The organism is Cohnella sp. LGH (assembly GCF_017671885.1).
GTDB classification, from domain to species: Bacteria; Bacillota; Bacilli; order Paenibacillales; family Paenibacillaceae; genus Cohnella; species Cohnella phaseoli.
This window is the reverse complement of record NZ_CP072117.1, coordinates 6,012,099-6,032,922: the sequence shown is the minus strand read 5'-3', so window position 1 is coordinate 6,032,922 and position 20,824 is coordinate 6,012,099. Positions and strand designations below refer to the sequence as shown.

The window sequence follows — 20,824 nt, the reverse complement described above, 5'->3', positions numbered from 1 at the left end:
AAGGATGGTTGCAGGTATTGTGACAAGAGCGACATTAGCGGCGGGCGCTGTCCTATGGTTCCTATTGTCTTTGACCGCGTGCTCCGGAGATAACCATCTGAAGCTGGAAGATGGCTTGACGGACCCTGTTATCGAAATTGTTGTCTGGGACAAGCCATTCGCGGGCTCGGCAGAGAAGGCGTATTACGAGCGCATGTTTCAGGAATTCGAGCAGGCCTATCCCCATATCCGGGTGATTCATATGGAGGCGGCCTTCCAGAAGGAACGCGAGCAGTTTATGACCGCTGTCGCAGGGGGCGAGCAGCCGGATTTGTACAATGCCGCATTTCCCGATATGGAGTCGTACATTGATCAGGGCATTCCTGCCGATATTACAGAGCTGTGGACACAATATCCGGACAGCGCCGACTATTCCTCCATTGCTATGACGACAGCGGAGAAGGATGGACGAATCTATGGTATTCCTAACTTCATGTATGTGACAGCCTTGGCGTATAACAAACGGATTTTTGAGGAGAATGGCATCAACCCGGAGGAAGCGTTCTTGAATTGGGACTCCTTCGCAGCGGCGGCGGAGCAAGTGACCGACCGCTCCAGCAATCAATATGGCTATACCATTCTGGGAACCGAGTGGGCGGATTGGTTCTATGAATATTATGTGTGGCAAGCCGGAGGTGATCTTACCAGCAAGAATCCTGATGGAACCGTGCAGCTGACCTTTAATTCCAATGCCGCGGTTCAGGCGCTGAGCTATTATCAGGATTTGAAGTTCCGCTATGGCGTGACGCAGCCCAACACGCTGCAAAGTCTGGATGACAACAAAAAAGACTTCTACGCTGGGCGCGCCGCGACGATGATTACAGCCTCCAACTGGTTCGGGGAAATGCTGGAATCGGGTGTTGACATGGATGATATCGGTGTGATGACGTTTCCGAAGGGTCCCGCCGGCGTGTCACTCGCACAAGTGGGCGGGGGCATCTGGATATTGAACCCGAACGCAACGGAAGAGAAGCAGCGGGCAGCCTTCACCTACGCGACCTTCATGACATCCAAATACGCGTTGGAGGAGATGCTTCGATTCCAGAAGGAGCACGGTATGCTGCCCAATCTATTGTCAGTGCGGGAGGATGTTGATCCTATCTCTTACGCCGAAGGGATGCCGGAGGAGCTTGTCCGCAGTATTCAGCGGGCAGCCGAGGGGAGTCGGCTTGAATATTTCCTGAAGTCCCGTCTAAGCCCTTATGTCTCTGCTGCGGTTCAGGAGGTTCTGCTGAATGAAAACACAAAGCCATATGATGCCCTCACCCGAGCGCAGGAGAAAGCTCAGCGCGAGGTCATTGACGCTTATAATATGGAGTTCGACTAATCCAGGCGAGCGGACAGCCTTCCAAGGCTTCCGCTCGTTTCTGTATGTATGGTTAAGATTTTCGTATGAACCGCTTAATATATTCTTACAGCTCACGCCCCCATTCCTTCTACAATAAGAAGTGTAAAGCAAAGCAAAGCAAAGTTTAAGCACATCACTCGAATGGGGGAACTATCAGTGAAAAAGAAAGCAAAGCTAATGGCTGTTCTGGCCCTGACTCTTGTTGTATCGCTGTTCATGGCAGCATGCTCCGGCAACAACGGCGGCGGCAATAATGGAAGCGGCAACGGAGATGATGCCGCGTCAGCACCGCCTGCTACGGATGAAGTGGTTGAGATTGTATCATGGGACATGCCGCAGGACGGCGACCCGGCTAAGCCATATTGGGAGCAGGTGTTCAAGGATTTCGCCGAGAAGTATCCCAATATCAAGGTTGAACACGTCATGCAGACGCTGACCAAAGAAAGAGAGCAGTTCATGACAGCCGTTGTAGGCGGCGAGCAGCCGGATCTGTACGCAAATGCGTTCCCGGATATGGAATCCTACATCGACCAAGGCATTGCGGCTGATATTACGGAGCTGTGGAACAACTACGCGCAGAAGGATATGTTCCTGCCATCCGCTACACAGGCAGCTACAAGAGACGGCAAAATTTACGGCATTCCGAACTTCATGTATGTAACGGGACTGGCTTACAACAAACAAATGTTTGCTGACGCGGGCCTGGATGAAAAAGAAGCCTTGAAGGACTGGGAGTCCTTTGGAGAAGCGGCGCAGAAGCTGACGGACGCCTCCAAAAATCAATATGGCTACGCTCTGCTGGGTATGGATTGGGCGGACTGGTTCTTCGAATATTATGTATGGCAAGCCGGCGGCGACCTGACCGAGCAGCAGGAAGATGGAAGCGCTAAGCTGACCTTCACATCTGAGCCTGCCGTAAAGGCGCTTCAATACTACCAAGATCTGAAATTCAAGTATAAAGCGACACAAAAAAATGTGGTACAAAGCCTGGATGAGAATACCAATGACTTCTATCAAGGACGCGCAGCTTCGATGATTGCGGCATCCAACTGGTTCGGCGGTATGGTATCCTCGGGCATGGATATTGAAAATATTGGCTTCTCCGCACTGCCTCCGGGCCCAGGCGGAACATCCCCAGCACAGGTAGGCGGCGCGGTGTGGATCTTTAATCCGAAGGCAACGCCAGAGAAGCAGCAAGCGGCGTTCACATACGCAACGTACCTGATGTCAAAGGAAGTACAGGATGGCCTGCTGCAATATCAAATGGATAACGGAATCTTCCCGAATCTGCTGAATGTAAGATCTGATGTTGACGCATCCCAATTCGTAGAAGGTATGCCCCAAGAGCTGATTGAGAACGTGCAAGCGGCTGCCGGCGAAGGGCGTCTGGAATACTTCCTGAAAGCGCGTCTGAGCCCTTATGTGGTCAAAGCTGTTCAAGAGGTGCTTCTGGATGAGAAAGCGGATCCTATGGCGGTTATGCAGAAGGCGCAGGGTCTGGCACAGCGTGAAGTCGTAGACAAATATAATCAAGAAGTTAAAAAATAATAGCCATTGGGATTCTCCCGGCAGGGGGAATCCCGATAGCCGTTCCTGGGGTGAGGGAGACATATGTTGCGTACATTAAACATTCGCTGGGTGCCTGTTCTGTTTCTGTTGCCTTCCGTCGTATGTTATTTGCTGTTCAAATATTATCCGTTGTTGAATATGGCGTATATTAGTTTTTTTGACTATAGCATCGTTAATCCGCCTGGCAAATTCATCGGCTTCGCCAACTATACAGAATTTCTGAGCTCAACCACGTTCTGGCAAGCGATTTCGAATACATTTATATTTTTTGCGCTTTATTTGGGCCTGACGTTCTGGATTCCTATTGTTCAGGCTTTGTTCCTATACGACATTCAGAAGGGTAATGCGTTTTTTCGATTCATGTATCAAATGCCGACAATCATGCCGCTTGTAGGCGGGGTGCTCGTGTGGAAGTGGATGTACAACCCGGATTTTGGTCTGCTCAACTATTGGCTTGATTTTGTAGGATTAGGTCCATACCTGTGGCTCAACGACGCCACGATGACGAAGCTTGCGATTGTGTTGCCCGCTGTATTCGCCGGCAACGGCATATCGCTGCTCCTGTATTATTCTGCGCTGAAGTCCATTCCAACGGAAATATTGGAGGCGGCGAAGATGGATGGAGCTGGTCCATGGAGAAGAATGTGGACGATGCTTCTGCCCAACATCAAATTTATTATAGTTATTCAATTTGTAGCCTTTATGTCAGGCGTATTGCTGGCTTATGACCATATCTATATTATGACGCAAGGCGGACCGGCCGGAAGCACAACCGTGGTGTCCATGCTCGTGGTCAACTCGGCCTTCCAGCAATCCCGATTCGGCATATCCGGTGCGGTATCCGTATTTATGTTTATCGTCATTGCGGTGCTGACCCTCATTCAGAATAAAATTTCCGCAGAAAAGGATTGATCATATATGGAACGTACACGCATCAGGGAAAAAGGCGGAAGATCGCTTAGGATTACGGCCTATGTGGTGACGATATCATTCGTAATCTTTGCGTTGATCCCCATTCTGTGGATGTTCGCCTCCTCGCTTAAGACGGAGAAGGATATTAACTCCTATCCGCCCAAGTGGCTGCCGACGATTCCCCAATCCATTGAAGTGACCATCGATTATACGGGGATCAATGAAAGCGATCCGGAGTTTTACGAGAAGGACGCCATGAGAGCCATGTGGTACCCGTGGATGAAAAATATTCGGGAAAGCATCGGCGATGTGACCGTGACTGGCGTGAAGGACGGGCGAACGCTCTATACGGCAGAGACCGTCTCCTCCATGTTCTTCGTAGGACAGCCCAAGGTTGTGCCAACCACGATCTTCAACGACAAGATGATGGATAAGAAGCTGCCGATTATTCGGGAGAACAAGCTGTCCAAGTTCAATTGGGAGGGGGAGGGCGGCAAGAGCATAGCGGTAACGCCTTCTATAGCGGAGTCGGATCTGTCCACTCGCTTCTCGGCCTTCTACGGATCCAATGAGCTGGTTAAAGGTCAAGTAGTTGCCATTAGCGAGACATCCAATTGGATTCGGATATTCAGCAGCTATACGGCGCTGAACAAGGTGGCGCAGGATACGGCCGGGGCGCTGGGCTTCGCCCAATACTTCCTGAACAGCGCCATTATTACAGTGGCGAGCGTGCTTGTGCAGATGGTGCTGGGCGGGCTTGCCGGTTATGCGCTGGCTCATCTGATCGAGAGCAAGAGATGGAAGTTTATATGGGTGATGTTCTTCTTGGCCACTATTATGATTCCGGATATATCCTTGCTGCTGCCCCTGTACCTTCTAATGAAAGACTTGGGTCTCGTCAACTCTCTGCTTGCGGTTATCCTGCCGCACACCGCGTGGGGGATTGTGATCTTCCTGTTCAAAGGCTTCTTCGATCAGGTGTCCAAGGAGCTGCTGCAGGCGGCCAGAGTGGATGGCGCATCAGAGCTCAGAACCTTTCTGCAAATCGTGACGCCACTGTCCATTCCAATCTTCACTACGGTCGGCGTTATGACCTTCATACCGGTATGGAATGAGTTTCTGTGGCCGCTTGTCGTCAACAGCTCGCCGAAATATTGGACCTTTACCGTTGCGCTCAACGATCTGCAAAATCAGCCAAGCGTGCTGCAAAACATGCTGATGGCCAGCGCGTTCGTATCTATGATTCCACTGCTGCTGATCTTTCTGTTCGCGCAGAAGTATATTGAGAAGGGCGTTGCGTTCTCTGGCGTGAAGGGTTAAGCAGCTTCAGGACAAGGAGGCCGATTAGCGATATGAAAGGAAAGGTTGCGATTGTAACGGGCGCCGCTGGAGGCATTGGCAGAGGCATCGTCGAGGTGCTGCTTCGAGAGGGCTGCCGCGTCGCTATGCTGGACTGGAACGAGGATGCTGGCCAAGCGGCCATGTCAGAGCTGACTGCTACCGGCGGTGAAGTGCTGTTCATACGTACGGATGTAGCCAAGGAGGAGGAATTGCAGGCGGCTGTGGAGCAGACCGTCTCCCAATTCGGTGATGTTCACATTCTGGTTAATAATGTAGGAACTCATTATTACAGGCCGGTGGAGCAGATTCATTCGGAGGAATTGGATCGTGTGTTGCGGACGGACCTGAAGGGGCAGTTCCTCCTAATTCAACAGGTGCTGCCTCATATGAAGCGGAACCAGTCAGGTTCCATTATTAATATCGCCTCCGTACATGCGCATGTTACGCTTCCGGGCTTCAGCTCCTATGCGGCGATCAAGGGCGGAGTAACGGCCATGTCGAGGAGTCTTGCGTTGGAGCTGGCGCCATTCGGCATCCGGATTAATGCCGTTCTGCCAGGATTAACGCGGAACATAGCTATGGATCGATACCTGAGCACCATTCCCGTTGATAACCGCAAGACGAGGGAAGCGGAGCTGACCCGGAATATCCCGCTGGGAAGAATGGCGGAGCCTGACGAGATTGGCGAGCTGGTCGCCTTTCTTGCAAGCGACAAGGCATCCTATATGACGGGCTCCTCTCTTGTGATTGACGGCGGGGTTTCGATCCGGCTGCATAATGATTATTGACTGCGTGAACAAGACGCTTCAGCGCTGTAAGCTGGAGTGTCTTATTTTACCTACTTAAGTTTATATATAAAATTGTGTTTGACATAAAAAATGAAGGGGGTATAATTGAAGTAATCGAACGCAAAGGGGAATGCGGGATGCGGATAACAAACGTTCAAGTGCATGTCATGAAATCGCTGCTGGAGGAACCTTTTTATTTCTCTCAAGGCTGGGTGAAGCAGCGCTCGTCGGTGCTGGTGGAGATCGAGACGGATGCCGACATTACAGGGTGGGGAGAGTGCCTGTGCCATGGGCTCCAGCCGCCGGAGATTGCCGCCGCCTTTATTAGACACGCGTTTGCGCCACTTCTAATAGGAAGAGATCCTCATGACACGGATGTGCTCTGGGAGGAAATGTACAATCTGTCGCGTCCTTACGGCCAAGGCGGCGCGGCGGTGAATGCTATAAGCGGCATTGATATCGCATTGTGGGACATTAAGGGCAAAAGCTGCGGCCTTCCCGTCAGCAAGCTGCTCGGCGGCACGTTCCGCACGCAGGTTATGCCGTATGCGACCGGCTTCTACCGGACGGCGAAGGGCAGCTACCCCGCGGATGGCGTAGCAGAGGCGTTGCAGCATAAGGCGAATGGTCTTCGTGCCATGAAGCTTAAGATCGGCTTCGGCATAGACGAGGATCTGGCCTTGATCACCTCCGTCCGGGAAGCGGTGGGACCGGAAATGCGGCTCATGGCGGATGCCAATGGCGCCTATAACACGGGACTGGCAAGAAGGCTGCTGCTGGAGTCGGAGTCGTCTAAGCTGTATTTTATGGAAGAATTGCTGGCTCCGGAGGATATAGACGGCTACAAAGCGATTCGTCATGCTACAGGAACATTAATTGCATCCGGTGAGAATCTGTTTGGCAAGATGGGCTACCGTCACTGGATTGCGCAAGGCGCGCTTGACATTGTGCAGCCTGATCTCTGCTCCTCGGGAGGCTTCACGGAATGCAAGAAGATTGCAACGCTCGCACAAGCCTGGAATACGATGATGGTTCCTCATGTTTGGGGTTCGGGAGTTGGCCTGGCGGCCTCGCTCCAATTCATTGCGTCCCTGGCGCCGACCCCGCTGGGCCTGTTCCCTGAGGAGCCTATGCTGGAATACGATCAATCGTCCCATCCATTCCGTGCGGATCTGATCGGTCATGCCATTACGATGAAGGACGGTATGGTGTCGATTCCGGATGGACCTGGTATTGGTGTGGAGATCAATCGCGAGATTATTGAGAAATATGCGGTGAAGGATTTAAAGGGCATGATTTTGCCGTTTAAAGAGGAAATGAAGTGATGCTAACCGCACAGCAGTAGACAGAGACTAGCAAGGGCGTGGCGATACTTCGCAAGCAATGATGTAAAAAGGCAGCGGCCGGGAATGCTCCGTTACGCTGCCTCTTTGGCGTGTGCATAAGTATATTCATCAGAGTCCTCGCTTATATATAAAAAGCCAGCCGCTCCCGAATAACAGAGGGCCTGGCCGGCTTTTCACAAGCTGATGCTAGATTAATGGCAGCCAGACCGACATGTCGCTGTGGCTGCGGTTGTTCCAGGCATAGTAAGGAACGAGATTAATCTCGATATCTTCCGTCTGCAAAGGCGAGAACGGCTTGTATAGAGCATCGCTATGATCAGCAGGCGGAAGCTTTACGGCAGTTCCCTTCAGTCTCGTTACACCGCCCAGCAACTCGCTGTCGTACTGTGCCGTAAGCTTGATCTGATGCGGAATACGGATCTGGTCGATGCAAGTGTCTTCCGGAAGGTCGACGCTCTCCAGGCAGTATACGAAGGGACCGTACGTAAACGTAACTTGTCCGCGCGCTTCCTCCACCATCGGATTGGCTGCGATCATGCGAACCTGCATCGGCAAGACGAGCTCAATAGCATCGCCCGCCTTCCAGGCCTGACGGGTCTCGAAATAGTTACTAGCCGTAACGCCTTCAAGCGCTTGCCCGTTCACCTTCACGGAAGCTCCCTCCGCCCAAGTCGGAATGCGCAGGAAGATGGAGGTTTCTTGCTTCAGGCTGCTCTTGACCGTGATGCGGACGGTTTCCTCGGCCGGGAAGCGGGTCTGAACGTCCAACTCCAGCGTTTCTCCGGATTCCAGCACCGTCTTCAGCTCATTGCCGCTGTAGAGGTGGAAGTACAATCCGTCAATGGATTGTCCGTAAGCCCACTGATTCAGCTTGGCCACTGTACGCAGCACCTGCGGCGGGCAGCAGTAGCAGGTATGCGTGAACCAGCGCTGCGTCCGGAAATGTTGGGTCTGGAGCGAGGAATGGTTGAACAGCTTGCCGCCGCGGGTTTCCAGTGGGTTGGTGTAGCAGAAATGCTGGCCGTCAAGGGACATGGAGCCCAACAGATTGTTGTAGACGACTTTTTCAAAAACATCCATATATTTAGGGTTCTGGGTCAGGTCAAACATCCGCATGGACCACATGGCATTCCCGATGTTTGCGCATGTTTCGGTATAAGCGGAACGATTCGGTAGATGATAGTCGGTGCCAAAGGCTTCCCAGATTTTGTCGCCGTTCGGAGAGAGACCGTTGTAAATGGAACCGATTCCTCCGGTGATGTACATCTTCTTAAGGTACATATTGTCCCATATTTTCTCCAGCGCGTTCATAATGGATTTCTCTTGGGTGTGGGCGTACACATCCGCAGCACCAGCATACAGATAAACAGCGGTAACCGCATGGCCTGTGGCCTCGATCTCCTCACGAAGCGGTGTGCGGTCCTGGTTCTGGTCTTCGCCGCCGTAGCCTGCTCCTCTCATGGTCATAAAAATATCTGCCAGCTTCAGGTGCTGCTCATTGTCTGTTATACGGTATAGTTCCACAAGGCCCATAATGTTGGATGGGTTCCAGCCATAGTGGATCAGGTGCTTCGGACAAGGGTTGAAGGTATGGTTCAGATAGTCCGCCGCTTTGATAGCAACGTTGAGGAAATTGTCCTTGCCGGTCGCTGTATGGTGCACGCACGCCGCCGTCAGGAGGTGCCCGAAGTTATAATCCTCATGGAAAATCCGTTGTCCCCAGCGCTGCTTGTGGCTGAGCTGCACGTTCGTGCTGATGTAGCCGTCTTCTTCCTGAGCCTTCGCGATAAAGCCTATATACTTGTCCATCTTTTGGTTCAGCTCAGTGTCCTTGGTCAGGCCATATACGTGCGCACACGCTTCCAGAAACTTGTAGCAGTCGCCGTCAGACCAGTCCTCGCCGTAATGCCTGTCGGTTTTCAGACCAGCAGCCACCTCGAAGTTCGGCATATATGCACCGTTCTCCTTTACCTGCAGTGCCTTCTCCATGGAATCAATCATCTCGTTGTGGCAAAGTCCAAAGCGGTCCGCCCAGAATCCAGTCGTCCAGCGGGCGGCTGTCATTTGAAGAGGTTTTACTTTACGAATGTCTTGTTTCAAGGGTAGTCCTCCTGTATGAAAATGTGATGTTCTTAAAGCCATTGTAGTCATATTTCACACCCTCATCCATGCAGTAGAAGGAACAAAAGTAGTACTATTTTTACCTTTTAGGTTACAAGGGACAGTGGCGGGATACGGGTGTTGATTTAACTCAGTGACTGAAAAATGCTTGTTTTCTTTTGCCATAAACTCTAGAATATCCAGCCTGCGGGAGCAGTTTTAAATCTTGTTTGTAGAAAACGAATTCAACTAACCAACTATATATAAAATAATTTTTAATATTTAAATTTATTTAAAGTTAAGCATTGACAGCTGAAAATGCTGTCGCTATCATTTAAATATAGAATGAAAATTTAAAAATGGAGTTGGGGCCAATGTACAGTCATTATATTGGTGGTATTGCCGTAGAGGGTGTGGGTGATGTGATGCTCGTCCACAATCCTGCGACAGAGCAGCTGGCCGGAGAACTGCGCATGGCAACAGAGGTTCAAGCCGAAGCCGCATTAAAGAGCGCCGAGAAGGCATTCCCGGAATGGTCGCGCACTCCGCTACAGAAGCGTGGAGATTGGATGGAGCGTCTGGCACAAGCAATTGAGGAGAAGCGGGAGCTGATCCTGGATGTACTGATGAGCGAGACCGGCAAGCCGCTGGCCCAGGCGGAAGAGGATTTCGAAATGCTGCCTCGCTGCTTGCGTTACTATTATGAGGAAGCAAAGCGCCTGCATGGGCGAATTATCGAAGACGAAGACAATTCATATATGAATTTGATCAAAAGGCAGCCGGTAGGCGTAGTGGTCGGTTATCTGGCCTGGAACTTTCCGATGCTGAACCTCGCCTACAAGCTCGGTCCGGTATTAGCCTCGGGATGTACATGCGTGCTGAAGCCATCGCCGTTGACGCCACTCTCTACGCTGATGATCGGCGCAATTGCCGAGGAAATCGGATTCCCAGCTGGCGTCATTAATGTAATTACAGGGGATACCCTGAAGCTGGCAGCCGTCATGAACCAAAGCACCATTCCACGAATGATTACGTTGATCGGCTCGACTGCAGCCGGCAAGGCCATCATCGGGCAATCGAATACGTCGATCAAGCGCTACTCGCTAGAGTTGGGTGGCAATGCGCCGGCCATCGTGCTTGCTGATGCAGATCTGGAGCAGGCAGCCAGCCAACTGGTGTCCCTGAAGTTCGGCAATGCCGGCCAGATCTGTGTATCGCCGAATCGGGTATTTGTCCACGAATCCGTGCAGGAGGCTTTTAAAGAGAAGGTTGTGGAGAAAACGAAGCAGATCGTTCTGGGCTGGGGACGTGAGCCTGGGGCAGGTATGGGTCCGATGATTACAGACGGCCACCGTTTGCGGGTGCAGAAGCTGATCGCTTCCGCTGTATCGGCAGGGGCTGAGATTGAAATCGGCGGCAACGTACCTGCAGACAAGAGGGCGGGCTACTACCTGGAGCCAACCGTTATCAGCGGTGTACGTCCGGATATGGACATCTTCAAGGAAGAAATTTTTGGTCCGGTGTTGTCGCTCCTGACGTTCCGTGAGGTGGAGGATGTGGTGAAGGAAGCGAACAGCACGGAATTCGGCCTGGCTTCGTATGTGTTCGGCACGAATCTTCAGCATGTTCTGAATATTTCAGAGACGCTTGAGGCAGGCACTGTATGTGTCAACGGCCCGCACTATAATGTGACCCTTCCGCATGGCGGGATGAAGGAAAGCGGCGTAGGCAAGGACTGCTCAACCTATAGCCTGGAGGAGTACTACTACATCAAGCGTATTTCTATTCGAAAATAAGAGATCCCATCAAGCGGGGGGCGGGCTGATCGACATCTGCCCGCTCCCTGCTATTAACTTAGGGGGAAGCATCGTGAAGTTGTTAGTCATTGACTGCGGAACGACCAACTGCCGCATGAGGTTGTTGGATCATCATACTTTGGTTGTAAGCATCAAGAAACCGGTAGGAGCTAAGGATGTTGCAATCTCTGGCAGCAGCGATCCGTTAAAGGCCGCGTTGAAGGAAAGCTATATGCAGCTATGCACCCTCCACCCGAAGCTCATGTCACAGGTGGAAGCGGTCATTGCATCCGGTATGATTACGTCCAATGCTGGGCTGTATGAAGTGGCTCATGTGCTTGGGCCGGTGGATGAAAGGTCTGTGGCGGCACGGATGGAACGGCAGTTGTTATCAGAAGTCATTCCCTATCCGATCCTGTTCGTACCCGGGATTAAATTCATTCGGGAGCAGGAAGAAGAAAGTGATATGATGCGGGGAGAAGAAACGGAAATATACGGGTATCTGAGCCGTCAAGAACGACCGGGCCAGGATAACGCGTGCCAGCTCGTCATGCACTATGGCTCTCACCACAAGTGGATCAAGCTGCGGGAGCAGTCCATTGAGGGCTGCTTGACCTCGGTGTCAGGTGAGCTGCTGATGGCGGTGTCCCAGCATACGATCCTAAAGGACAGCGTTCTTTCACTGGACGAGGTGGTTCCTGAGCTTCCCTGGGTGAAGAAGGGGCTCCAAGCAGCCAATACGTATGGCACGGGCCATGCGCTGTTCTCTGTTCGGACTTTAGGGCTGCTGTCCGGCCACAGCAAGCAGGCGGTGACGAGCTTTTTGCTGGGCGTGGTGATCGCTATGGATCTGTCGATGCTGACTCCGCACATGCTGGAAGGCGTGAAGCGGATTGTGCTGTACGGAAAGCCGCTGTTTCCGTCGCTTGTCGCCCCTATCCTCGTTGAAGCTTATCCCGGCCTGCAGATTGAAGTGGTTTCCGAGCAGGAGTCCGATTTGCTGAGTATGTATGGGGCTGCCAGGCTGTATCAATACTACATTGGAGGTATGCCGTCATGCTGAGTACCGTACAGGAAAAAATCGAACAACATCAAGTTATTGCCATTTTGCGTAATGTTCCCCCGGATCGCTTGAACAAGGTGATGGACGCGTTGTACGCCGGAGGAGTGCGCCTTGCCGAAATTACGTTGAATTCGGAAGGCGCGCTGTCCGGCATTGCTTCCATGCGGAAAGCCTTTCATGGCCGCATGCTGATTGGAGCGGGGACGGTCATGAACCGCGAAGATGCGAAGGAGGCCATGGAGGCGGGAGCGGAGTTCCTGATCTCCCCCCACGTCAGTGAGGCGGTCATTGAGACGGCCCTTGCCCGTGATGTGCTTCCGCTTCCGGGTGCCATGACGCCGACAGAAATTGTCCGTGCGATGGAAGCCGGCTCTAAATATGTCAAGCTGTTTCCGTGCTCCTCCTTCGGACCCGGATACGTGAAGGAAATTCTGGCTCCATTAAATCAGGCCAAGATTATTGCCGTCGGCGGCGTGAACGCACTGAATGCTGCGGAGTATATCCGCAATGGCGCTGTCGGTGTCGGTCTAGGCAGCAGTCTGGTTACGATGAAGGATATTCTTGCCGGCGATTTCGAGACGATCGAGCGAAATACAGCCAGGATGATTCAAAGCCTCTCCGGCGACTAAGCCATTCAAGGTGCAGCTTCATACGCAAGGAGGTGAATGCCAGGGATGAACGGCGTTCAATTCAATCTGGATGTTCTTCCCGACGTGCAAAATATGGGGCTGTTCCGCACCCAGGACGTATGGGCACATATGGACCGCGTAGTGGATAGCGACGTGCTGATTTTTGTCAGAAAAGGGCTTGTCCATATTATTGAAGCGGACGAGGAGTACTATATCGGCCCCGGACAGGTGTTTTTTATGAAGCACGGGGTCCGGCATTACGGCCACAAGAAGACCCAGGCGGGTTCGGAGTGGAACTGGATCACGTTTACGCCCGCGGCTTCCTCCACACCCGGCTCGGTGGATATGAAATGGCTGGAGGTTGAGGATTACCAGCGTACCTGTGTCAGGCTGACCAAGCTGCTAGACCATTATATCAGCGGCTCCGATTATGATGAGCTCAAGTTGAAGGTCGGGACGCTAGATTTGCTGCTGGATCTGTACCGGGAGATAAATCGGAAGAGAAGCGGCAATCAGAAGCTGGTGACCGATGTGAAGAAATTCGTGCACAGCCATGTTCACGAGGAAATCCGTTCTACGGACTTAACCCGGTCGTTGGCAATGAATTACTCCTACATCAGCCGAGTGTTTTCCAAGACGGCTGGCCTGTCCATTCAGCGGTACATTATGGAGCAGAAGATCAAGGAAGCGATTCGCTTGTTCAGCGAAAGTTCTATGAACATCTCGCAAATTAGCGAGAAGCTGGGCTACTCCAACCCTTACTATTTTACGAGAGTGTTCAAGCAGGTGACCGGCACCAATCCTACTTCATTTCTGAAAAAGGGTTATTACGATTACACTTCAAGCGGCGAATTCACAGGATCGGTCGTAAACGGGAGAGGAGACGGACATTTTTGAGGCCAAATATTTTGTTCATTATGACGGATGAGCAGCGGTTCGACACCTTGGGAGTCGTAAATCCTGCGGTAAGAACACCGGTACTGGACCAGCTGGCAGAGGAAGGAATATTGTTCACGCGTGCATATACAACGAACCCGTCCTGTGTGCCGGCGAGAGCTGCCATTAATACCGGGAGGTATCCTAGCAAGTGCGGCGCTCCAACCTACATTACCCATCTGCCCTCCTCCGAGGTCACATTTACCTCCCTGCTGCAGCAGCAGGGTTACCACACCGCGGTATTGGGGAAGCAGCATTTCGGCGATTCGCTCATTGATCAGGGCTACGATCATGCAGACATCATCGATTTGCACGGGCCGGGCGAGTGGGAGCGTAGCGGGGAGTCGGAAACCTCGTACATGAAATTTCTGAAAGCGTCCGGCTTCACCAAGACGTCTGAGTTTAGTGAGCCTGTCAACCGTTTCTGCAGACGATGGACGGCTGATGTCAAGTACCATATCGACGATTATATCGGAGAGCTGGGCAAGTCGTGGATCCGGCACCAAAGGCCGGTAGACAAGCCTTGGTACTGCTGTGTTTCCTTCCCCGGGCCTCACATGCCATTTGATGGCGCGGGGCTCCCACAGGAGGAAGCATACCGGTTGGAGCAGATCGATCTGCCCCTGACCTCGGAGGGCGACCTTGATGGCAAGCCGCCTCACTTCAAGGAGCAGCTCCGGACCGGGCAGGGCAATCCCGGCGGGGCCAACGCCTTTGGCATGACCGAGCAGGAACTCAAGGAGACCCGGCTGACCTATTATGCGAACATGACATTAATTGACCAAAAGATTGGCGAAATTATTGCAGAGTTGAAGGCAGTCGGCGAGTATGATAATACGCTCATCCTGTTTACGTCCGATCACGGCGAATATATGGGTGATTTTGGAATGATGGGCAAGGGCCAGTATCTGTCCGAGGTGCTCATGCGTGTGCCGTTCATCGTCAAGCCGCCGGGTTCCGGGTTTGCCGGGAGGACGGAGGAAGCTTTCGTCTCGAACCTGGACATTGCAGCGACCTGCCTAAGAGCCGCCGGGGCAGAGGTGCCGGAACGCATGGACAGCGTTGACCTGAATCCCTTCTGGGAGCGGCCGCCTGCGGCACCGCGCAGGGAGACCATGTACATGGAGGCCGGAGATTTGCGCGCCGTGCGGACGGAGGAGTGGAAGCTGGTCTATTACCGGGGACGGCCATACGGTGAGCTGTACCACATCAAGGAGGATCCCTGGGAACGGTATAACCGGTGGGAAGATGCTGCGGCGGCCGGCGTCAAGGAGCAACTAAAGACGTTGCTAATAGATGAGTTGCTTGCGTTAGGAGAGTGCTCATGCATGCCGTGGAATTACGGAGCTCCACAAATATAACGGAAGGAGAGTCAACATCACATGACTATTAAAAAAAGACCAAATATATTGTTTCTTATGACCGACCAGCAGCGATATGACACCTTTTCCTGTATTAATCCCGAGGTTCAAACCCCTCACCTTGATGAACTGATCAAGGATAGTGTGTTCTTTACGAACGCCCGCTGTGCTAATCCTTCCTGCGTGCCTTCCAGGGCTGCAATTATGACAGGGAAATTTCCGTCAGAGTGCGAATGCCCTTCTTATATCACCCAACTGCCGGCTTATGAAACGACCTTCATGACACGCCTGCAGGAGGCCGGTTATCATACGGCGGTAGTCGGCAAGCAGCATTTTGCAGGCTCTGAAATCAAGCGGGGCTTTGATGATGAGATGATCGTGGACGGCCACGGCGCTTTCGCTGAGAACCAGTATATTCAGCCTTATCTGGATTTCCTCAAGGAAAACGGCATCGACCGAAAGTCCGTATATACGAAAGAGTTCATCAGCGGCGGCCGCTGGAACGTGGACACCAAGTATCATCTGGATGATTTTCTGGGTGAGTTGGGTAAAACCTGGCTGGAAAATAAAGCTCAAGAGAAGCAGGAGGAAGACGCCAAGCCATGGTTCTTCACGCTCTCATTCTCCGGTCCGCACCACCCTTATGATCTGGAAGGGACTGAATACGCCGAGGCTTATGATCTCAATGAGCTCTCGTCTCCCGATACGACCTATGAGCAGTTGGACCAGAAGCCGCCTCAATTTAAGGGCATGGATTCCTATGCCCAAATATATCTGAAAGATTTCACCGAGGAGCAGTTCAAGAAGACGAAACGCTCCTATTATGCGAACATTTCCTTAATTGACCAAAAGATCGGCGAAGTAATTCAAATGTTGAAGGATCGCGATATGTATGAGGATACGCTCATTATTTACACCTCCGACCACGGAGACTTTATGGGCGACTTCGGCATGGTGGAGAAGTTGCAATGCCTGACCGACAGCCTGATGCGGGTTCCGTTATTCGTAAAGCCGCCTGTCAAGGGCTTTAAAGGCATAGAGGTAGCCGATGAGGTCTTGAATATCGACATTGCTGCCACCTGCTTGGAGGCCGCGGAAGCAGAGGTGCCAGAGAAGCTATCGAGCTTCTCATATAACGGCTACTGGGATCGGAATAAGGAGGTCAAGGTCAGAGATGTTGTGTACATGGAGGCCGGTGCGATAAAGGGCTGCATCTATAACGGAATTAAGACTGTGCACTATATGGACCGGGATTATGGTGAATTGTACGATCTGAAGCAGGATCCGAAGGAAACGAACAATCTGTGGGATGATCCGGATTACCAGCAGCACAAGTTGGAAGGCACCCGCATCATTCTGAACCATATGTACCGGGCAATCCCGAAGTGGAATATTCCGTGGAATATCGGTACCCCGGACATTTAAAGTTCTAATTCGAACCTATACACAAGCGGGCAGCCGTTGGGCGGTGAAGGTGCGCGTGAACATGAACAGGTCGGAGTAGCCCACGGTCAGAGCAGCTACCTGACCTAACATTCTGATATGAATTCAGGACTTATTTGACAGTAACATTCGATATAAGAATTGAATCTGGGGGAGGGGGAGCGCTATGAAAAAACCTAACATTTTGCTAATTACAAGTGACCAGCAGCACTGGAATACGATCGGTGCCATTCAGCCGGAGCTGTCTACACCGAATCTGGACCGGCTCGTGCGGGAGGGGACGACCTTTCAGCGTGCATACTGCCCGAATCCGACCTGCACACCCACCCGCGCATCCATCATTACCGGCCAGTATCCGAGCCAGCACGGAGCCTGGACGCTCGGGACCAAGCTGATGGAAGACCGCAAGGTGGTCGGTGACTATTTTCAGTCCGCGGGCTATCAAACGGCTCTCATTGGAAAGGCTCACTTTCAGCCGCTTCACAGCACGGAGGAATACCCGTCACTGGAGTCGTATCCGCTTCTGCAGGACCTGGAGTTTTGGCGCCAGTTTAAAGAAAACTTCTACGGATTTAACCATGTGGAGCTGGCACGGAACCATACCAACGAAGCTCATGTAGGCCAGCACTATGCGATCTGGCTCGAAGAGAAGGGCTGCACCAACTGGAGGGATTATTTCAAGTCGCCTACAGGAACGATGGATCCGGACAAACAGCATACCTGGGATATTCCGGAGGAATACCACTACAACACCTGGATTGCCGAGCGGACCGAGGCACAGCTGTACAAATATCAGCAGGAAGAAGACAGCTTTTTCCTTTGGGCGAGCTTCTTTGACCCGCATCCGCCATATCTGGTGCCGGCGCCGTGGGATACGATGTACGATCCGGAGGAACTCACGATCCCGGCTGTCGTGCCCGGTGAGCATGACCGCAATCCGCCGCATTTTGGCAAAACCCAGCAGGTACGCCCGGACTTTTCTTCCTTGCGTGAAAGCGGGCAGCCCATTCATGGATACCATTCCCATCTCAAGTCTGAGGAGGAGCGCAAGCAACTGGTAGCGACCTATTATGGCATGGTCAGCATGATGGATAAATACATTGGCCGCATTCTGGATCGGCTGGATGAGCTGGGACTGGCGGACAACACCATCGTCGTCTTTACCTCGGACCACGGGCATTTCTTCGGTCAGCACGGGCTTCAGGCTAAGGGCGGCTTCATGTATGAGGATCTGATCAAGGTACCTTTCATCGTCCGGTATCCGGGCCAGGTGGAGGCAGACCTTAAGAGTGATGCGATGGTGTCGCTTGTGGATCTTGCGCCTACGCTACTATCCCTTGCTGAACTGCAGGTTCCCCCACACATGACCGGAATCGATCAGTCTGAGGTATGGCTGGGACGAAAGAGCCGAGCTCGGGATCACATTTTGTGTGAGTTCCGCCATGAGCCTTCGACGATTCACCAGAAAACCTACGTGAACGACCGTTACAAGTTGACGGTGTACTATAACCAGACATACGGCGAGCTGTTCGATCTGCAGGAGGACCCGCAGGAGTTGAACAATTTATGGGACGATCACGGCAGCCAGCGGCTGAAGAGCGAGCTGCTGCTCAATTATGCCTGGGCGGAGCTGGGCAAGGAGCCAATGCCGATGCCGCGGATTTATGGAGCCTGACAATAAAGTGCTAGGTGGGAAGTGCAATGAAAGCGATGACGAATGAGGAACAAAACGGAAGGCAGATCATCCCGCTGAAGGAAGGCTGGAAATTTACACGGCATTCGCTGGAGGAGCCCGAACCCGTGCAGGGAAGCCGGGTTCATCTGGATGAGAGCGGATGGGAGACGGTGAGAGTGCCGCATGACTGGGCTATTGCCGGCCCGTTTCACCCGGATCATGATGTCCATGTCAATTCGGTTATGGAGGACGGCATTCATGACAACATTACGCATGTCGGCAGGACGGGTGCTTTGCCGATCGTCGGAATCGGCTGGTACCGCCTTCACATTATCATTCCGGAGGCATGGAGAGGCCGGCTCATTACAGTGGAGTTCGATGGGGTGATGTCGAACAGCACCGTTTACATGAACGGAACAGAGTGTGGCTCCTGGCCGTATGGTTACACCTCCTTTACCTTCGATCTGACCGAGCATGTGACGTTTGGCGGGGAGAATGTTCTTGCAGTGCAGGTCTGCTCACTACCAAGTTCCTCCCGCTGGTACCCCGGAGCAGGCATCTACCGTCAGGTGAGGCTTGTCGTCAAGAGCCCCGTTCATGTTGCCCCATGGGGCACGTATATTACGGCATCGGATATCTCGGAGCAGTGTGCTTCAATCAGGGTCCGCACGAACGTAGCCGGCAGCTCGGACTCCGCAGCGAAGGTGGAACTGATAACGCAGCTCCTAAACCCTGAAGGGATCCTCTGCGCGCAGGCTACCTCGGTGCAGGAGGTATGCGCCCATGCGGAATTCGAGCAGCACCTGACGGTGAAGCGGCCTGCGCTATGGGGTACCGCTCATCCCAGGTTGTACAAGGCAGTCTCCACTGTGCTGCTGGACGGGGTGGAAGTGGACCAATACGAAACGCCCTTTGGCATCAGGACGATTTCCTTTGACGCAAAGGAAGGCTTTCGCCTGAACGGGGAGTACATGAAGCTGAAAGGCGTCTGCCTGCACCATGATCTAGGCCCGTTAGGCGCGGCCGTTCACGTCCGGGCGATGGAGCGGCAACTGGAGCTGATGAAGGAGATGGGCTGCAACGCCATCCGCATGAGCCACAACCCTCCCGCGCCCGAGCTCTTGGATTTATGCGATGCCATGGGGCTGCTGGTCATCGACGAGGCCTTCGACGAGTGGGGCGTAGGAAAGGTGGAGAACGGATACCACCGACTGTTTAAGGACTGGGCCGAACAGGATTTGCGGGCCATGATCTCCCGCGACCGCAACCATCCGTCTATTATCATGTGGAGCATCGGCAATGAAATGCGGGAGCAGCGGCTAGAGAGTGGAGCCATAACGACTGCGTTTCTAACTGGAATTGTCCACGACGCCGATCCTACCCGTCCGGTGACGGCCGGTTTCAGCATGTCGGATGACGCGATAGAGAACGGTCTGGCGGCCGCTGTGGATATTCCGGGCTGGAACTACAAGCCCCATCGATATGAGGAGTATCATCTCCATCATCTGGACTGGATCATGTACGGCAGCGAAACCGCCTCGACGGTAAGCTCCCGGGGTGTATATCACCTGCCTGCTGTAGAGGACATACCCGTGGAGCCGAAGTCAGATCTGCAGGCAAGCTCCTATGATTTGAGTGCTCCTCCATGGGGAACTACACCGGATCAGGAGTTCATGGCCCAGGAGGATCTACCTTATATGCTGGGCGAATTCGTCTGGACCGGGTTCGACTACTTGGGAGAGCCGACGCCTTATCGGAAGGAATGGCCAAGCCGTAGCTCGTATTTCGGCATTATGGATCTGTGCGGGCTACCGAAGGACCGGTATTATCTGTATCAAAGCCAGTGGTCAAGCAAGCCGGTGCTGCATCTACTGCCGCATTGGAACTGGGAAGGACACGAGTGCCGGGAAATTCCCGTCGTCTGCTACACCAGCTATCAGGCGGCCGAATTGTTTCTGAACGGTGCCTCGCTTGGTATTCGGCGAAAATCAGCTTCTTCTCAGCCAGAGCGGTATCGACTGCGCTGGAACGCCGTCCCGTATGAGCCCGGATGCCTTCGGGTAGTCGCTTATGATGAGAACGAGGCACCGGCCATGACGCACGAGGTCCGTACAGCGGGTGCACCTGCCTCTGTCCAATTGGAGGCGGACCGGAACGTTATCCGGGCGGATGGAGAGGATTTGTCCTTCGTAACGGTTAGCATAGTCGATGAGCAGGGGATTCTCTGCCCCCGTGCAAATCACCCTGTGTCCTTCTGTTTGGAGGGGCCAGGTGAGATTGTGGCTGTGGACAATGGCGATCCCACCAGCACAACCTCATTCAGCGCCATGAGCATTTCTACATTTTCCGGCAAATGCCTGGTCATTGTGCGCTCGCGAGCCGGCGAAGCAGGATCAATTGTCGTATATGCCAATTCGAATTTGCTGCATATGGGTAAAACTGTAATTAGTCTCTTGTAACCTGTTTTCCATTTCTTGC

At 52.8% G+C, this 20,824-nt stretch carries 15 protein-coding genes; 14 read left to right on the top strand and 1 reads right to left on the bottom strand.

Annotated elements, in window-relative coordinates:
• Positions 1-4 precede the first annotated feature (4 nt).
• The 6 genes from J4772_RS25260 to J4772_RS25235 all read left to right on the top strand — a co-directional run bounded on the left by J4772_RS25260 (position 5) and on the right by J4772_RS25235 (position 7,322).
• Entirely contained in the window at positions 5-1,366 is a 1,362-nt protein-coding gene (locus J4772_RS25260) for an extracellular solute-binding protein (RefSeq protein WP_087569024.1), read from the top strand.
• Positions 1,367-1,543: 177 nt separating this feature from the next.
• The gene (locus J4772_RS25255; RefSeq protein WP_247740850.1) at positions 1,544-2,935 is read left to right on the top strand and encodes an extracellular solute-binding protein; all 1,392 of its coding nucleotides are present in this window, start codon (positions 1,544-1,546) and stop codon (positions 2,933-2,935) included.
• Between the two features lie 63 nt (positions 2,936-2,998).
• Positions 2,999-3,868 carry a carbohydrate ABC transporter permease gene (locus tag J4772_RS25250; RefSeq protein ID WP_087569022.1) on the top strand — a complete coding sequence of 290 codons (870 nt, stop codon included), beginning with the start codon at positions 2,999-3,001 and terminating at the stop codon, positions 3,866-3,868.
• Between the two features lie 6 nt (positions 3,869-3,874).
• The gene (locus J4772_RS25245; protein ID WP_087569021.1) at positions 3,875-5,188 is read left to right on the top strand and encodes a carbohydrate ABC transporter permease; all 1,314 of its coding nucleotides are present in this window, start codon (positions 3,875-3,877) and stop codon (positions 5,186-5,188) included.
• Positions 5,189-5,220: 32 nt separating this feature from the next.
• Positions 5,221-5,997, top strand: coding sequence for an SDR family NAD(P)-dependent oxidoreductase (locus J4772_RS25240; protein WP_209071899.1), 777 nt, complete (start codon positions 5,221-5,223; stop codon positions 5,995-5,997).
• A 137-nt stretch (positions 5,998-6,134) separates the two neighbouring features.
• Positions 6,135-7,322, top strand: coding sequence for a mandelate racemase/muconate lactonizing enzyme family protein (locus J4772_RS25235; RefSeq protein ID WP_087569019.1), 1,188 nt, complete (start codon positions 6,135-6,137; stop codon positions 7,320-7,322).
• Positions 7,323-7,529: 207 nt separating this feature from the next.
• Here the strand turns inward: J4772_RS25235 and J4772_RS25230 are convergent, their stop codons facing one another.
• A complete protein-coding gene (locus tag J4772_RS25230) occupies positions 7,530-9,443 on the bottom strand; it encodes a glycoside hydrolase family 127 protein (protein WP_209071898.1) in 1,914 nt (637 codons plus the stop codon).
• Between the two features lie 374 nt (positions 9,444-9,817).
• Between J4772_RS25230 and J4772_RS25225 the strand changes: the two genes are divergently transcribed.
• From J4772_RS25225 to galB, 8 genes are all read left to right on the top strand, one after another.
• Positions 9,818-11,239 (top strand): NAD-dependent succinate-semialdehyde dehydrogenase, encoded by a 1,422-nt coding sequence (locus J4772_RS25225; protein WP_087569017.1) that lies wholly within the window; start codon positions 9,818-9,820, stop codon positions 11,237-11,239.
• Between the two features lie 73 nt (positions 11,240-11,312).
• Positions 11,313-12,302 carry a 2-dehydro-3-deoxygalactonokinase gene (locus tag J4772_RS25220; protein ID WP_087569016.1) on the top strand — a complete coding sequence of 330 codons (990 nt, stop codon included), beginning with the start codon at positions 11,313-11,315 and terminating at the stop codon, positions 12,300-12,302.
• Positions 12,296-12,931 (top strand): bifunctional 4-hydroxy-2-oxoglutarate aldolase/2-dehydro-3-deoxy-phosphogluconate aldolase, encoded by a 636-nt coding sequence (locus J4772_RS25215; RefSeq protein ID WP_087569015.1) that lies wholly within the window; start codon positions 12,296-12,298, stop codon positions 12,929-12,931. Before J4772_RS25220 ends, J4772_RS25215 begins: the two co-directional genes overlap by 7 nt.
• Before the next feature lie 45 nt (positions 12,932-12,976).
• Complete coding sequence (locus J4772_RS25210; RefSeq protein ID WP_209071897.1) at positions 12,977-13,828, top strand: helix-turn-helix domain-containing protein; 852 nt, start codon at positions 12,977-12,979, stop codon at positions 13,826-13,828.
• Positions 13,825-15,228 (top strand): sulfatase family protein, encoded by a 1,404-nt coding sequence (locus J4772_RS25205; RefSeq protein ID WP_087569013.1) that lies wholly within the window; start codon positions 13,825-13,827, stop codon positions 15,226-15,228. Before J4772_RS25210 ends, J4772_RS25205 begins: the two co-directional genes overlap by 4 nt.
• A 21-nt stretch (positions 15,229-15,249) precedes the next feature.
• Positions 15,250-16,653, top strand: coding sequence for a sulfatase family protein (locus tag J4772_RS25200; RefSeq protein ID WP_087569012.1), 1,404 nt, complete (start codon positions 15,250-15,252; stop codon positions 16,651-16,653).
• A gap of 184 nt (positions 16,654-16,837) precedes the next feature.
• Positions 16,838-18,346, top strand: coding sequence for a sulfatase family protein (locus tag J4772_RS25195; protein WP_087569011.1), 1,509 nt, complete (start codon positions 16,838-16,840; stop codon positions 18,344-18,346).
• A gap of 26 nt (positions 18,347-18,372) precedes the next feature.
• Positions 18,373-20,805 (top strand): beta-galactosidase GalB, encoded by a 2,433-nt coding sequence (gene galB, locus J4772_RS25190; protein WP_209071896.1) that lies wholly within the window; start codon positions 18,373-18,375, stop codon positions 20,803-20,805.
• Positions 20,806-20,824: the final 19 nt, after the last annotated feature.